The sequence below is a fragment of the Paenibacillus polymyxa genome (genome assembly GCF_018614975.1).
GTDB classification, from domain to species: Bacteria; Bacillota; Bacilli; order Paenibacillales; family Paenibacillaceae; genus Paenibacillus; species Paenibacillus polymyxa_E.
In genome coordinates, this window is record NZ_JAGGNR010000011.1 from 75994 (window position 1) to 91814 (window position 15821).

The 15821-nt window shown below is 46.0% G+C and carries 15 protein-coding genes; 11 read left to right on the forward strand and 4 right to left on the reverse strand.

Annotated features, from left to right (window positions below):
• The first annotated feature begins 7 nt into the window (after positions 1-7).
• Together J7E78_RS08875 and J7E78_RS08880 are read left to right on the forward strand one after the other, a co-directional pair.
• A complete protein-coding gene (locus J7E78_RS08875; RefSeq protein ID WP_215075874.1) occupies positions 8-1246 on the forward strand; it encodes an MFS transporter in 1239 nt (412 codons plus the stop codon).
• 17 nt (positions 1247-1263) lie between these two features.
• A complete protein-coding gene (locus J7E78_RS08880; protein ID WP_215075875.1) occupies positions 1264-1974 on the forward strand; it encodes a thioesterase II family protein in 711 nt (236 codons plus the stop codon).
• A 201-nt stretch (positions 1975-2175) separates the two neighbouring features.
• Here J7E78_RS08880 and msrA read toward each other — a convergent pair whose 3' ends face one another.
• Together msrA and J7E78_RS08890 are read right to left on the reverse strand one after the other, a co-directional pair.
• Positions 2176-3138, reverse strand: coding sequence for a peptide-methionine (S)-S-oxide reductase MsrA (msrA, locus tag J7E78_RS08885; protein WP_091028748.1), 963 nt, complete (start codon positions 3136-3138; stop codon positions 2176-2178).
• 181 nt (positions 3139-3319) lie between these two features.
• Positions 3320-3931, reverse strand: coding sequence for a TVP38/TMEM64 family protein (locus J7E78_RS08890; RefSeq protein ID WP_215075876.1), 612 nt, complete (start codon positions 3929-3931; stop codon positions 3320-3322).
• Positions 3932-4130: 199 nt separating this feature from the next.
• Between J7E78_RS08890 and J7E78_RS08895 the strand changes: the two genes are divergently transcribed.
• The gene (locus tag J7E78_RS08895; protein ID WP_215075877.1) at positions 4131-5069 is read left to right on the forward strand and encodes a Gfo/Idh/MocA family protein; all 939 of its coding nucleotides are present in this window, start codon (positions 4131-4133) and stop codon (positions 5067-5069) included.
• A gap of 32 nt (positions 5070-5101) precedes the next feature.
• Positions 5102-5416: a hypothetical protein gene (locus tag J7E78_RS08900; RefSeq protein WP_215075878.1), complete on the forward strand. Its 315-nt coding sequence runs from the start codon at positions 5102-5104 to the stop codon at positions 5414-5416.
• Positions 5417-5441: 25 nt separating this feature from the next.
• Here J7E78_RS08900 and J7E78_RS08905 read toward each other — a convergent pair whose 3' ends face one another.
• Entirely contained in the window at positions 5442-6260 is an 819-nt protein-coding gene (locus tag J7E78_RS08905) for an AraC family transcriptional regulator (RefSeq protein ID WP_215075879.1), read from the reverse strand.
• 188 nt (positions 6261-6448) lie between these two features.
• Between J7E78_RS08905 and J7E78_RS08910 the strand changes: the two genes are divergently transcribed.
• The 6 genes from J7E78_RS08910 (at position 6449) to J7E78_RS08935 (ending at position 11938) form a co-directional block, all read left to right on the forward strand.
• Positions 6449-7561, forward strand: coding sequence for a Gfo/Idh/MocA family protein (locus J7E78_RS08910; protein ID WP_215075880.1), 1113 nt, complete (start codon positions 6449-6451; stop codon positions 7559-7561).
• Between the two features lie 201 nt (positions 7562-7762).
• Positions 7763-8731: a sugar phosphate isomerase/epimerase family protein gene (locus J7E78_RS08915; protein WP_017687548.1), complete on the forward strand. Its 969-nt coding sequence runs from the start codon at positions 7763-7765 to the stop codon at positions 8729-8731.
• Positions 8732-8755: 24 nt separating this feature from the next.
• Positions 8756-9484, forward strand: coding sequence for a ThuA domain-containing protein (locus J7E78_RS08920; RefSeq protein WP_017687549.1), 729 nt, complete (start codon positions 8756-8758; stop codon positions 9482-9484).
• 326 nt (positions 9485-9810) lie between these two features.
• Positions 9811-10107 (forward strand): winged helix-turn-helix transcriptional regulator, encoded by a 297-nt coding sequence (locus J7E78_RS08925; RefSeq protein ID WP_076333333.1) that lies wholly within the window; start codon positions 9811-9813, stop codon positions 10105-10107.
• A 188-nt stretch (positions 10108-10295) separates the two neighbouring features.
• Positions 10296-11027: a hypothetical protein gene (locus tag J7E78_RS08930; protein ID WP_215075881.1), complete on the forward strand. Its 732-nt coding sequence runs from the start codon at positions 10296-10298 to the stop codon at positions 11025-11027.
• A 197-nt stretch (positions 11028-11224) separates the two neighbouring features.
• Positions 11225-11938 carry a hypothetical protein gene (locus J7E78_RS08935; RefSeq protein ID WP_215075882.1) on the forward strand — a complete coding sequence of 238 codons (714 nt, stop codon included), beginning with the start codon at positions 11225-11227 and terminating at the stop codon, positions 11936-11938.
• An 88-nt stretch (positions 11939-12026) separates the two neighbouring features.
• Here J7E78_RS08935 and J7E78_RS08940 read toward each other — a convergent pair whose 3' ends face one another.
• Complete coding sequence (locus J7E78_RS08940) at positions 12027-12743, reverse strand: Crp/Fnr family transcriptional regulator (protein WP_076333276.1); 717 nt, start codon at positions 12741-12743, stop codon at positions 12027-12029.
• Positions 12744-13174: 431 nt separating this feature from the next.
• Here J7E78_RS08940 and adhE point away from each other — a divergent pair, with 431 nt between their 5' ends.
• The gene (adhE, locus tag J7E78_RS08945) at positions 13175-15787 is read left to right on the forward strand and encodes a bifunctional acetaldehyde-CoA/alcohol dehydrogenase (protein WP_215075883.1); all 2613 of its coding nucleotides are present in this window, start codon (positions 13175-13177) and stop codon (positions 15785-15787) included.
• Positions 15788-15821 lie beyond the last annotated feature (34 nt).

Below are 15821 nucleotides of genomic sequence, written 5' to 3' on the forward strand. Positions count from 1 at the left end.
ATGGAGAATGAGCACATTGTTCAGGAATAAAGCTTTTCTTATCGTCACTGGGTCTGATCTACTGCAAAATCTGGCTATATGGATACGGAATATGGCGATCCTCTATTATGTGATGGATCAAACTCAGGGCAATCCCATAGCGGTCTCGCTTATAACGGTCCTTGAGTACGCTCCGATTTTCGTTTTCTCCGTTATTGGCGGTGCACTTGCTGATCGCTGGAATCCCAAACGTACAATGATACTGGGCGATATGCTCAGTGCATTATCCATTGTAATGATTATTGCTGTCTTGTCTTCTGGTTATTGGCAGATTTTATATGTCGCCACTTTTGTATCCTCTATCGTTAGTCAGTTTTCACAGCCATCATCCGTGAAAATTGTGAAGCGAAATGTAGAGGAGGAGCATGTGCAGTCTGCAATTGCCATTACACAGAGTGGTCAATCTCTTTTCTTAATACTCGGGCCTATCGTCGGAACTTTTATATATACCGTTATGGGGATTCAAACTTCGATGTATGCTTTACTTATTCTGTTCATAACCTCCGCTATTCTTCTTACGTTTTTGCCGAAGGATTCCGCCCAGCGGGAAACAGACACCTCATTACTGGCGGATATCAAGGAGGGATGGCAGTATGTCGGGCAATCCCGTTCATTAAAAATGCTTAGTTTGGTATTCGTCTGTGTGGGACTCTCTTCAGGTCTGATCAGCCCACTTGAAATATTTCTGATCACTGAACGTTTGGGACTTGAGCAGACGTCATTACAGTTCCTGTCTGGTGTATCTGGATTAGGTCTGTTGATCGGTGGGGGAATCGCTGCTGCTTTGAGTGGCAAGTTGAATCAAACGTTGACTCTAATGGTAGGGGTGCTGTGTCTGGCTGTAACCACGATGGGGGAAGTGTTATCCAGTTGGTTCTGGCTGACTCTTGTGATAAGTTTCCTGAGCTCTATCAGTCTGGCTTTTATCAACGTCATTATCTCGACGTACTTAGTTACCCAGATTGATGAACACTTGATTGGGAGAGTCAATGGTACCATCACACCATTATTCATGGGGGCCATGCTTCTCGGATCTTCCATGGCAGGTGTACTCATGAATAACACATCCTTATTTATCGTCTATATCATCTCGGTTACCGTGATGATCTTGAGTATCCTTCCAGGTATGAGAATTCAATTTCGCAATGAGCAGACTGCTCCAGTGAACACATTGAATCCGGAAGTTGCTCATCAGGCCGCAGACTAGGAAATTGGAGGAAGGTCATGAATTGCATACATCTCATCTGCTTTCCTTATGCTGGAGGTTCATCCATGGTATATTATCGCTGGCGTAATAACCTTCCTTCTCATATTCAGTTACATCTGGTTGAATTGTCCGGGAGAGGTCGAAGAATGAACGAACCCCTGTACACATCCATGGAACAGGCTGTCGAGGATGCCTATTTATCTATTCCGTCCCACTTGTTCGAGGAGAAGATTGTTCTATTTGGATATAGCATGGGAAGTCTTATTGCTTATGAACTGGCTCATTACATCAAGGATAAACAGGGCAGAGATCCAGCGCATCTTTTTGTGGCTGCGAGAAAGGCTCCACATATAAAAAATCATAAAAAAGCGATACATGCATTGCCTCACGATAAGTTTATACAGGAAATGCTTCAACTTGGCGGCATGTCACCAGAAGTATTTAAGAATAAAGAATTAGCTGAGATCTTCGTTCCCTTGCTCAGATCAGATCTGCAGATCGTTGAGAGCTACCAGTGGGCAGGGTCCAGAGAGCCTTTAAATACAGATATAACTGTTCTTGCGGGGGCTGATGACCTGATTCCCATGGAACACATGCATGCATGGAACCAAGTAACGAAAGGGAGTTGTACAGTAAGTGTCTATCCGGGTGACCACTTCTTCATTCATCAGCAGTATAACCGGATCACGGAGCAGATCGCCCGTGTACTGAGTGAGTATCATGTATGACGAGAGCGTAAGCTTATCGGTTGGGCAAGTTGCAGTATTATAGACCTTAACTCAATCCCTATAAATAACAAAAAGCATGATCAAGTAGGGTCCCTGTAACGTGAGTCTTTGACTATTGAGACTCCTACATGTTTATTTAAAAAAGGAATGTACAACAAAAAAAGCAGCGGGATCATCCCACTGCTCTTTTTGTATTATAACTTATTGGAAAAGGACGGCGTACTCACCGTATCCTTCCTTTTGCAAGTCTTCTTTGGGTACAAAACGAAGTGCCGCAGAGTTGATGCAATAACGCATTCCACCTGCTTCGGCAGGACCATCGTTGAACAGGTGACCCAAATGGGAATCACCCTCACGACTTCTCACTTCGGTACGAATCATGAAGTGGCTGAGATCGGTTTTTTCCTTCACGTTGTGGTCACGCAATGGACGTGTGAAGCTCGGCCAGCCGCAACCGGAATCGTATTTGTCGGTAGAACTGAACAATGGCTCGCCGGATACGATGTCCACATAGATACCGTCACCGTGGTGATCCCAGAATTCGTTATGGAATGCAGGCTCGGTCGCGCTGTTCTGGGTAACTTCATATTGAAGCGGCGTCAGACGCTCTTTCAGCCCGTCTTTATCCACGTTACCGGACCAGTTGCGTTCGATGAAGTCTACGCGTCCAGAACCTTTGCTGTAGCGTTTGTAGTGGGCTGGGTTCTTCCGGTGATAATTCTGGTGATGTTCTTCCGCTTCATAGAACGGTTTGGCTGGCAAGATCGGCGTGAAGATTGGTTTGTCAAAACGCCCGCTTTGTCCCAGCTCCGCTTTGGAAGCTTCCGCAATCTGGCGCTGCTCTTCACTGTGATAGAAGATGGCGGTCTGATACGAAGATCCACGGTCATGGAATTGCCCGCCTGTATCCGTAGGATCAATCTGCTGCCAGAACAGTTCAACCAGTTTCTTATAAGGGAAGATGGCAGGGTCGAATGTTATTTGCACAGCCTCTACATGTCCTGTTGTCTCCGAGCAGACCTCTTCATATGTTGGATTCTCGGTATGTCCTCCTGTATAACCCGATACGATCTTATGAATACCGGGCAGTTCTTCAAAGGGGGATACCATACACCAGAAGCATCCGCCTGCAAAAGTTGCTAACTCACTTGAATGTTGTTCCATGCTATAGTCACTCCATTTCTGATGAAGATTTAGCGCTCGTGTTCGAGCTCCAACAATCTACCGTTTTATTAAAACTTGTTACACAAGCATTAGGCTTGCTCTTCTATTATATCCTGAATTGGCAAGCCAACCAAGCCGGAATGAAAACAAGCTGAATCTGAACGGTTTGCGAATTCTGAATTCAGGCTTTGTTGCGTGACCGAAAGCGAAATAAGAGCAATACAATGGCCATGAACACCAGATATCCGGCAAGGATGGTCAGGCTCAGCCAGATGGAGGTTTCAGCCTGTGCACCTGCATAGGCAAAAACAAAAATCGCTGGCATTTTGCCAATGGCTGTAGCGACCATGAAAACCCAGAATGGTGTATACGTTATACCTGCATAGATATTAACGGCCATCTGAGGCACGATCGGAAGCAGCCGCATCGACATGACACCCATGAACGGATGTGCTTCCATCCATGTCGTAAAACGGTTCAAACCCCGAATGCGTTCGAGGTACGATCTCGCCTGATGTCTGAAGATTGTTCTTGCTCCGCCATAAACGAGCATGGCTGCCATTGTGGTGCCAAGCCAGCATATCCAGGCTGCCGTGGTGGTACCGTAACTGAAGCCAAAGGCGATAATAACAAACTTATAAGGAATTACAGGCACAAGAGCAAACAATGTTGCCATGGCGAGTAACAGCGGAATGGACTGATGAAGATCGGTCCAGGCCAGCAGATCATATCTGTAAATAAACGTGACTCCTGCAAGTAAAACATATAACAGAAGCCATAACCATTTTCGCAAAATCCCAAACGCTCCTTTCAGATCAGGCAGGTCTAGTCGTGTCCCGATCTGTACTGCTGTTCCTCCTAAGTTTACCACGTTCGCCCATTGTCTGAACAATTCGATCGAAGTCTGCTGCAATCATTGGCAAGTTGCTGTCCGAAGGGTTACACTATAGGACGTGGAAATATAGAACCGAACTGAAGGTGGAATGATCATCATGGAAACAACCCAACGTAAACGAGTTGCAATTATCGGCCTCGGCGATATTGCACGTAAAGTATATTTGCCGCTGTTAACAGCTCATCCCAACGTGGAGATTGTAGGCATTATGAACCGATCTCCGGAGCCGGTCAAAGCCGTTCAGGAGGCGTATCGATTAGAACGGGGAACAACGGATCTGAAAGAACTGTTGTCCTGGGATCTGGATGCGGTGTTTGTACATACAGCAACGGAAGCGCACTTTGACATTGTCATGCAATGTCTGGAACAGGGATTAGCCGTGTACGTAGACAAGCCGTTATCCTATACGATTCGGGAGTCGGAAGAGATGACTGCTTTTGCCGAGGCGCAAGGGCTGTTACTGGCAGTGGGCTTCAACCGCAGATTCGCACCGATGTACCAAAAAGCGAAAGAATGGATGCAGGGTGGAAAGGGTTTTGAATCCCTGACAGTGACCAAACATCGTACAGGTATTCAGGAGCGTCCTGCGGCAGAAACCATCTATGATGATCTCATCCATATGCTGGATCTGATGTTGTGGTACTCGAATCATAATGTGGAGTTGCTTCATCAATGGATTCGGAAGAATGATCTGGACAGACTGCTGCATGCAACCGGAACGGCCAAGCTGGGCAGAACAGCCTACGGTCGATTCGATATGGTGCGTGAAGCTGGGGCAGATCTGGAGAAGATCGAATTGCATGGTGGTGGACGATCTGTTGAAGTGGTGAACATGGACACGATCAGCTGCATGGAACAGGGGAGTCTGGAAACCAAAGAAACGTTCGGTAGCTGGGACACCGTGTTAGCACGCAGAGGTTTTAGCGGAGCAGTGGACAATTTCCTGGCTTGTCTGGACTCACCTGATGATTGCCTGATCAGTGCAAGTCATGTTATGGACAGTCATGAACTGGCGGAACAATTGATTCGCAAATAATTGCAGAATACACATACGGAGGAATACAAGTCATGGATGAATATGAAAAGGAACGTAATAAACAGATCGAGGAAGCCGTTATTGAAACTTATAAACAGGAAGAAGAGATGATGATCCTCGTATTCGCCCAGTGGTGTGTTAATAATGGTTTGGACCCGGAAGAGTTGTACCGGCAAGCCTACCCGGATCAGCAGAGCAACGAGCGTTTGCAGCAGGTGCAGAAGCTGATTGTATCCAAGGAGGAAGCCGGTGAGATCCCGGATGATACGGTACTTGGCGTGTTGTCCATGTTTGGCAATGAAGACCTGGCGATGGTTGTATCCGAGGCCATAGCCGCGCGCAAATAAGTTCAACTTACGTATACTGGTATGATTACATCTGTTCCCGGTGAATGACGCGGAATTCCTTCGGGGACATGCCGAATCGGGAACGGAATACCCGATGGAAATAGGTATAGTTGTTAAAGCCGGAAGACTCAGACACTTGCTCCAGGGTCATTAGACTGAAAATAATCCGTTCCCTGGCCATGTTAAGCCGTACGTCAAGCGTGTATTGCATGATGCTTTTGCCAAACGCTTCTTTGAAGAGATGAACACCCCGTGAGACACTGATGCCAATATGTGTTGCCACATCATCCAGCTTGAATAAAGAGGAAGCGTTTTCTTCAATGTAGTTCTTGATCTCATAAGCCACATAATTGGTGTTGGTTATCGTGGGATGCTCCGCGAGCAGACGATCCACTTCAAGGCATAAAATTCGCATATAATAACTTGAAATTTCCGGATAAGGATTGGAGATGCGGCGCTGCTCCAGTACGAGCTGTCGAAACAGGACCAAGAGGCTTTCCGTCAGTTCGACTTTGATCCGGGTCGGCCGTTTGTGACGCTTCCACCATTCATCCACCCAGGAGCCATTAAAGAAGATGTGATAGTCGCCACTCTCCACCAGTCGTTCTCCCATCGGGTTGGTTTCATTGTCTATTCTCAGCTCATAAGGCTCGTCAGGATCAAAAAGAAGCAGATCACCCGCATCCACCAGGGACATGTCCCCGTCAATGCGTGCACGGCAACGTCCGTCTGTTTGCAGTCTTAACAGGTAGTTCTTCACACCTTCAGGCTGCACCATAGCGTAGGGTTTACGATGAAATGAAAAGCCTGCTGTAAGAACTTGGCAGGATTGATCTGTCGGCATGGGCATACTCCTTGCAATTTGAAAATTATGACCAGATAGTTCATGTTTTAATCATATTATTCATTTTAATTGAAGCTGAAAGGGAATACCATAGTATTAGATTAAGGAACAGGAAACATCCAACTAAACATATAATTCTCAACCATTCAAACGCAGATTTTCACCATGCTAAGGAGATGAACGTCACAGTGGAGAAAATGAAAGCAGGCATCATCGGGTGTGGTAACATCAGCGCCATCTACTTGGAAAATCTCAAAAACAACCCGGTCATTGAAGTCGTGGCTGTTGCGGATTTGATTCGTGAACGCGCTCAGGAACGGGCAGATGAATTTAATATCGCAAACGTTTACAATGTAGATGAGTTGCTGCAAAATAACGAAATTGAACTTGTGTTGAACCTTACGGTTCCTGGCAGTCACGCCATGACCGATCTGGCTGCACTTGAAGCAGGCAAACATGTGTATGCCGAGAAGCCGCTGGCAATTTCTCTCGAGGATGGTCGCAAGGTTGTTGAGCTGGCTGAGGAAAAGGGATTGTATGTGGGTTCTGCACCGGATACCTTCCTTGGTTCAGGCATACAGACAGCTCGTAAAGCCATTGAGGATGGGCTGATTGGCAAGCCGATTGCAGCGACTTCATTCTTCATGGGTGGAGGACCAGAAGCTTGGCATCCTAATCCGGAGTTCTTTTATGTTGCAGGCGGCGGACCCATGTTTGATATGGGACCTTACTACCTGACCGCTCTGATTACGCTGCTTGGACCGATACGCAGAATCAGCGCCTCGGCAGGGATACAGATTGCAGATCGCAAGATTGGCTCCGGGCCGAAGGAAGGGACAGCGCTGCAAGTAGAGACGCCTACCCACTTGGCAGGAACCATTGATTTTGCGGAAGGTGCCATTGCAACCATGATCACCAGTTTCGATATTCGCGGAGCTTCGGATCTGCCACGTATTGAAATCTATGGTACAGAAGGTACGCTTAGTGTACCGGACCCCAATTATTTTAACGGGGAAGTGAAGGTTCGCAGATACGGTCAAGACACGTGGGAGACGGTCAAACCAGTCTTCGAAAGTGGACAAAACGAACGAGGCATCGGCGTAACGGAAATGGTTGGATCCATTCGTGCCGGACGGGAACACAAAGCCAGTGGCAAGCTTGCATATCACGTACTGGAAGCCATGCATTCATTCCAGCGTTCTTCACTTGAAGGCAAGCACATACATCTGGAGAGCAGCTATGATTCTTTTGCAGTAACTCACTCAGTTCAAACTGAGATTGAAACCGTGGAATCACACTAGTCTGAGTAAAAAGTGTTCGAAGCTTGATGCTCCTACGAGTGAAGCAGAATAACCAGTATTCTTACGTTCAATTTCAGGATAGAAACACTCTCGATTTTCCACACTAATCAAACAGGCATGTGATCTGAACGGTAATTGTATACAGTTCAATATTCATGAATTCAGCAATCATACGATATCTAATCCAGGGAGGAATCGCACTTGAAACTCGGCGTATTTTTGGTACTATTCGGAGGACGTAAATTGGAGGATGCTCTTGATTATGTAGCATCCAAGGGATTAAAAGCAGTAGAGATCGGAACAGGCGGACATCCAGGCAATGCACATTGTAAGCCAGATGAGTTGTTAAGCAATCCTACAGCATTGAAAAACTTCAAAAATGCAGTGGAATCACGTGGTTTGACGATCAGTGCACTGAGCTGTCACGGTAACCCGCTGCATCCGCAAAAGGATATCGCCAAAGGATTTCACGATGATTTTGTTAAATCGGTAGAACTGGCTGAGAAGCTGGAAGTACCTGTAGTGAATACATTCTCCGGTTGTCCAGGGGACCATGAGGATGCCAAATATCCGAACTGGCCTGTTGCACCATGGCCAAATGACTTCCAGGAGATCCTGAAGTGGCAGTGGGAGAACAAAGTTATCCCTTACTGGACAGAGTGGGGTAAATTTGCAGCAGATCGTAACGTAAAAGTTGGATTGGAACTGCACGGTGGATTCTCCGTTCATACTCCAGCAACCTTGCTGAGATTGCGTGAAGCAGCAGGTGAAGTGATCGGAGCCAATCTGGACCCAAGTCACATGTGGTGGCAAGGCATTGATCCGGTTCAGGCCATTCACATCTTGGGACGTGAAGGAGCCATCCATCACTTCCATGCAAAAGATACAACGATTGATCCGGTAAACGTGAACAAACACGGTGTGACGGATATGCAAGATTATACAAATATGCTGGATCGGGCTTGGCAGTTCCGCTCGGTCGGTTATGGACATGATAACAAGACATGGGCAGACATTATGAGTGCCTTGCGTCTGGTCGGATATGATTATGTAGTAAGTATTGAGCACGAAGACGGTCTGATGTCGGTTGAAGAAGGATTCTCTAAAGCCGTGCAAAATCTCCAGCAAGTATTGATCGAAGAGCCGCTGGGCGATATGTGGTGGGTTTAGAGCTACACTAGGGGGAAATTGAATATGATCAACGTCACCATTTGGAATGAATTTGTCCATGAGAAAATTCACGATGAAGTAAGGGAAGTCTACCCGGATGGTCTGCATCGAGCACTGGCTGACGGACTTGGCGGCGAAGGCTTTGCTATTCGTACAGCTACACTGGATCAGCCTGAACACGGATTAAGTGATGAAGTGCTGAATTCCACAGATGTGCTTATATGGTGGGGACATATGGCACATGATCGCGTAAGCGATGAGATCTCACAGAAGGTCGCGCAGCGAGTGCTGAACGGGATGGGAATGATTGTGCTCCATTCAGGTCATTTCTCCAAACCATTCAAAGCACTGATGGGAACCAGCTGTGATCTGAAGTGGCGTGTAGCTGACGAGCAGGAAATTGTATGGTGTGTTAACCCATCTCATCCGATTGCGGATGGCATCGAGGGCAAGATTGTATTGGAAAAAGAAGAGATGTACGGTGAATTCTTCGATATTCCAGTACCGGATGAACTGGTGTTTGTGAGCAACTTCCAGGGTGGAGAAGTATTCCGGAGTGGATGCACGTTTCGGCGTGGTGAAGGTAAAATCTTTTATTTCCGACCAGGTCATGAGACGTATCCGACCTATTACAAACCGGAAATATTAAGAGTGATCAGCAACGCTGTGAAATGGGCATATCCTGCCCGCAGCTTTAAGCCGGAATTTGGCAAGAGCGAACCTGTAAGACCATTTGGTGGCGTGCTGGTCTAATTCATTAACTGCTTCGTGAAATGGATATTATAAGCTATATTCAAAAAAGAACCCTTCGCAAGTCAATGATGACTGTGGCAGTTGGGTTCTTTTTGGGTAAGATAGTACTGTGGGGAAGTTATACGATATTTCCCATGGTTACGACGCAGCATGTAATGTATACTGGGATGTATGAACCATTTTGGATGTTACGCTTCTAAAATTCAAACTTTTTAGTTGCAGGCGTTTTCTTTGAAGCTTAAATATGTTATTATGAAATATACTAACAAAATGTAAGTTGAGTGATCTCTAAAGAGGTGATTAATGTGGAAGGTCAAGACTTGCGGATGTGTCCGCGTTTTGAGACGGCGTTTTCTTTTTTGGGCAAGCGCTGGAATGGTTTAATTATTCAAACGTTGATGAGTGGTTCGAAGCGATTCAAGGATATCTCCAATCTGATTCCATCCATGAGTGACAAGATGTTGTCCGAACGGATGAAAGATCTGGAGAGTGAAGGTATTCTGGTTCGTCATGTCTATCCCGAGACGCCGGTTCGTATTGAATATGAACTGACGGATAAAGGTAGAGCGCTGCAGCCTGTCATGAATCAAATTCAAGACTGGGCTGAGAAGTGGGTTGATTAACGTATAACATCACCCACTTTTTGCATGAATGACATAGACTCCTGATTTCTGTGGAAATCAGGGGTTTTTGTCTTAAGTATAACGTGGATCGGCGTTTTTCTCTTGGGCTATGCACATGTTGTCATGAGTTGTAGTATAATCTATAGAAAATGGCCACAGACGGCCGGAGCGAAGGAGGCCCACTTGTCATGAGAGAAGAAAGCTTATCCCGTGAAGTACGCTACGGCAAGAAAGATATTGCAGAACTTGAGAGCGCATCCATTCAGGTCCATCTAATTTACAAAAAAGCTGCAGAGTTATTCAAGCGCACAGCATATTCGCGATCGATTAAGAATGACCTTGCCCAATTGAACACGCATTCTGTGAACAGCGATGGTCCGAGATTAGCTCCGGCGGTGCTGCAAAAATGGATTCAAACGTCCAGGGGCTGGAAGTGCATCGGATGTGAGCTGGGACAACCTGATTCAACGACTTCTCAGATGGAAGATACCATCCATGGTGAGCGGTTGGTTCTGGATATGGGAGAAGGTCGGCTGGTTCAGGCAGAAATGCTGATTCAAGCGGTTGTCTGGTCTCAATATGAGAAGATTCGAATGTTTGCACCATGGCTTGGTGATGAACCCTTTTATAGCGTGCAGGAACTGGATGTCATTGCCCGTTATATTGTGCCTACCTATTTCTCGGAACGGCCTTTGCATGAGCAAGGGAAGGTATTCAAGGTCCATCAACAATATGGGCAGATTCCGCTATATCAGGAGTATGTAGACGCACCTTCATGTTGCGTGCAGGTAGACGGTGGATTGCTTGAAGGGCGATTGCTGACAGGTGTATATGTATCTGAGGAGCAGTTCTTCGGGCTTAATCCATATCTGAAAGATGGCGATGGAGGACGGACATACATGCAGGCTAGTGTGCAGTGATAACGTAACCAATGTTAACTTGGAAATGAATTAGATTGGAGAGCCTGTGTGCAGGCTCTCTTTCTTGTACAAGCCTTATTTGGAGGCGGTACCCTATAAAAGTAACGGCTTTGACACTTTTTTTTGCCGAAGGTTGTGCCATAATAGAGGTTATGGACAACAGGGTGAATGATTTTACGCAGGGTGGTGTTACCTACATGATGAAGAAAATCCCCGGTTACATAGGTGTATGCGTGCTCCTACTGGCGATCTTGGCTGGTTGTAGTGAGACACAGCCTTCTGAGCAGCCAATTGTCAAAGAGACAGAAACAGCGAATACGATCACAGTAGCTGTAGATGGCAGTACATTTTTGCCTGATGCAACAAAGTCCATTAAGCGAGATTTCAGTGAGGGTTTGACACTCAAAAAGGCATTACTCAATAGCGGACTGGTTGATTTTACGGCAGATGGCAAACGGATTCAATCCGTCGGTGAAGTTTCTCTGGATTCTTCGCTTAGCTGGGCTGTCAAATTGAATGGCAAGGATATTGAACAAGAAGATTGGGACATGGAGCTTCATGCCAAAGATGAAGTGATCATTTACGTGAAAGCCGCTGACAGTGGGGGGGATGGCGTTGCATATCAGACAACGTTACTCAAGGTTAGCGGTGGAAACATTATGCCAACCCTTAATCGTCAATATGCCGGCGTCTACGTTCAAGAGTGCACAGTTCGGGATGTGTTGAAGTCCAGCGGCATTGTAAGAATGTCGGAGAATAACAAATTTGTCGTTTCGGTCGAGAATGTCACACCTCGTATGAATGAGCGGTGGGTCATTATGGTGAATGACAAGGAATTAATGGAAAATGGTCTGGACATGAAATTGAATCCACGTGATGCGGTAAAGCTTGAATTGACCAATGCATCCTAAGTATACCAAAAAGCCCAATCTCTCTGCAGAGAAATGGGCTTTTTTTTCATTAAATATATAACCAACATCTGCATAGCATACTCAAAGATTAAATACGACAGATCTCGTTCGGGCAAAGTTCACAGTGACAGATCCCTTGCAGCATCTTCAGATCTTTGATAACAATCATGCCATTGTCATATTCAATTGCATCTTTCTTACGCAGGTCGCTTAACATGCGGTTCACACTTTCACGAGTGGCTCCAATCATATTGGACAGGTCCGTGTGGGTAATTTTTTTGTGAATAATGACATGCTCTCCATGAGGCTCACCATACGAATTCGACAACCGAATGAGGGTGGAGCAGAGTGCACCCGGTTTGCCATATAACATGAGATCCCGGAACTTGGTCTGTGTCAACCGGTGGTGGATGCCCATCCATTTCATAAAGTCGATCGCAAAGTCACAATGCTGGCAGATTAACATCTCCAGGTCTTTATGTTCCAGTACACCGATCTCACTGTCCTCTAATACTTCCGCTGAGAAGCTGTGTTTAGAACCAAAGAAGGGATCGGCCTGCCCAATCATATCACCGGATTGATACATGTACATGATCAGTTCCTTGCCTTCATCCGTGGATTTGGTGATCTGGGCACGACCTCGTTTCATATAATAAAGTTTGTCAGAGATGTCACCTTCCCAGTACAGATGTGTACCTTCCGGATAGGTTCTATCTTTCATGGTAACCAGCAGATGGTTGAAATTCGCTTCCGAGAAACAGTTGGTATTGCCGCGTTTTTCCAGTACAGTCGTTAGTTCTCTCATAAGTCTATCTCCCCTTTATGTCCATCGGACGACCTTCTGTAGTAAGCAGTAGCCTCCGAGGTTCGCCGCAAACCGTTGCCGTCCTGATCAGGGTCATCTCGGCCGGGAGGAAGGACGGTACAAATTGCGGTGGTTCAATTTTTTAAGTTCAGTATATACCTAATCTTACCGTTTGAGGGGGGAGGAAAGGGGGCAAAAATGACGAAATTTCAAACATTGTGATTAAATTCACTTTTGATGGAGAGGATGAATTGTATAGCTCTATATTTTAAATATGAAGTGAAAATGGTCGTATGAAGGACACTACAAAACTTAAATTAAATTTGTTATACTTTGTGAAAAAAATCACATATTTAACCTTTTACCCATGGTACGATGTGAATGTAAAGAAGAGAGACAAACCAATACGAACCTTTAGGAGGATGAGGGAGATGGCTGTAAAGAACGAAGTCGCCCCAGCAAAAGAACCGACAGCAGGTCAGTATATTCAAACGTTAATTGACAAAGCGAATAAAGCACACGCCGCATTCATGAAGATGGATCAGAAGCAGATTGACCGGATTGTGCAAGCAATGGCGCTTGCGGGGCTAGATAAACACATGATGCTCGCCAAGATGGCCGTAGAAGAAACAGGCCGCGGAGTATATGAGGATAAAATCACCAAGAATATATTTGCTACAGAATATGTGTATCATAGCATTAAATATGACAAAACGGTAGGTGTAATTGAAGATAATGAGTACGAAAGCTTCCAGAAAATTGCGGAGCCGGTTGGGATCATCATGGGGATCACCCCAGTAACGAACCCAACATCAACAACGATGTTTAAAGCACTGATCTCCATCAAGACACGTAATCCGATTATCTTTGGTTTCCACCCATCTGCACAGAATTGTAGCCGGGAAGCTGCCAAAATCCTGCGTGATGCAGCGGTGAAACATGGTGCACCAGCAGATTGTATTCAGTGGATTGATGATCCTTCCATGGATCGTACGAATGAACTGATGAATCACAATGATGTGGCTCTCATTTTGGCAACAGGCGGATCTGGCATGGTACGTGCAGCGTACAGCTGTGGTAAACCTGCACTGGGCGTAGGACCGGGTAACGTACCTTGCTTTATCGAGAAAAGCGCGGATATCAATCAGGCAGTAACGGATTTGATTCTGTCCAAGTCTTTCGATAACGGCATGATCTGTGCTTCCGAACAAGCGGTAATTATTGAAGAACCGATCTTTGATCAAGTGAAGAAAAAAATGATTGCAAATGGCTGTTACTTTGTTAACAAAGATGAAGCAGCAAAATTGACAGCAGGTGCGATTAATGCCGAGAAATGTGCGGTGAACCCGGCGATTGTGGGTCAATCTGCGGTGAGCATTGCGAAGTTGTGCGGTATTGAAGTTCCTGCAGGCACCAAAATTCTTGTAGCCGAGATTGAAGGCGTAGGTACCAAATTTCCATTGTCGGCTGAGAAATTAAGTCCGGTACTGGCTTGTTACAAAGTTAAAACGGCAGCAGAGGGAATTGAGCGTGCAGCAGAAGTGGTTGCTTTTGGCGGCATGGGTCACTCTTCGGTTATCCATTCAACAAATGAAGAAGTAATTGGCAAATTCGCAGATCGTCTGCAAACCGGACGGATTATTGTGAACTCACCATCCACACACGGTGCCATCGGGGATATCTACAACACAAACATGCCATCGTTGACACTAGGATGCGGATCATATGGACGTAACTCGACTTCTTCCAACGTAACCGCTGTGAACTTAATCAATGTGAAAAGGGTGGCTCGCCGTACCGTGAATATGCAATGGTTCAAAGTGCCGAACAAAGTCTACTTCGAAAAAGGGGCAACGCAGTATCTTGCCAAAATGCCTGACATCACACGTGTGGCGATTATTACGGATGCCATGATGGTGAAGCTTGGATATGTTGAAAAGGTAGAACACTATCTGCGTCAACGCCAAATGCCGGTAGCGATCGAAGTATTCTCTGATGTAGAGCCAGATCCATCCACAACAACGGTAGATCGCGGAACCGAAATGATGCGCCGCTTCCAACCGGACTGCATTATCGCACTCGGCGGTGGATCACCGATGGATGCTGCTAAAGCCATGTGGTTGTTCTATGAATATCCGGACACGGACTTCAACGATCTGAAACAAAAATTCATGGATATCCGCAAACGGATCTACAAATATCCACGTCTCGGCGTAAAAGCGAAATTTGTAGCGATTCCAACCACATCGGGTACAGGTTCTGAAGTTACATCGTTCGCGGTTATTACAGACAAAGAACAGGGTAACACCAAATATCCATTGGCTGACTATGAGCTGACTCCAGACGTAGCGATTGTCGATCCGGAATTCGTATACTCCCTGCCTAAAACGGCTGTAGCGGATACAGGGATGGACGTACTGACTCATGCGATTGAAGCTTATGTGTCTGTGATGGCGAATGATTATACCGATGGACTTGCGATCAAAGCAATCCAACTGGTGTTCCAATATCTGGAGCAATCTGCGCTGCAAGGTGACAAACTGGCACGTGAGAAAATGCATAATGCTTCCACAATTGCCGGTATGGCGTTTGCCAACGCATTCCTGGGCATTAACCACAGCTTGGCGCACAAATGGGGCGGTCAGTATCACACCGCACACGGACGCACCAATGCAATCCTGATGCCACACGTCATTCGTTACAATGCAAAAAAACCGACCAAATTTGCATCGTTCCCGAAATATTCGCACTTTGTAGCGGATGAGCGTTATGCAGAAATTGCCCGCATCTTGGGATTGCCTGCTCGCACCACAGAAGAAGGGGTAACCAGTCTCATCAATGCGATCCGTAAACTGAACAAAACACTGGGCATTGAAGAATCGTTCCAGGAAATCGGATTTGATGCCAAAGACTTTGAAGCACATGTCGATTATCTGGCAGATCGTGCCTTTGAAGACCAATGTACAACAGCCAATCCAAAAATGCCGCTGGTGACTGAACTGGCAGACGTGTACCGCAACGCTTTCTACGGAAAGTTTGAATAACGAATAGTACAAAATAGCAAATCAGTGGTTAGAG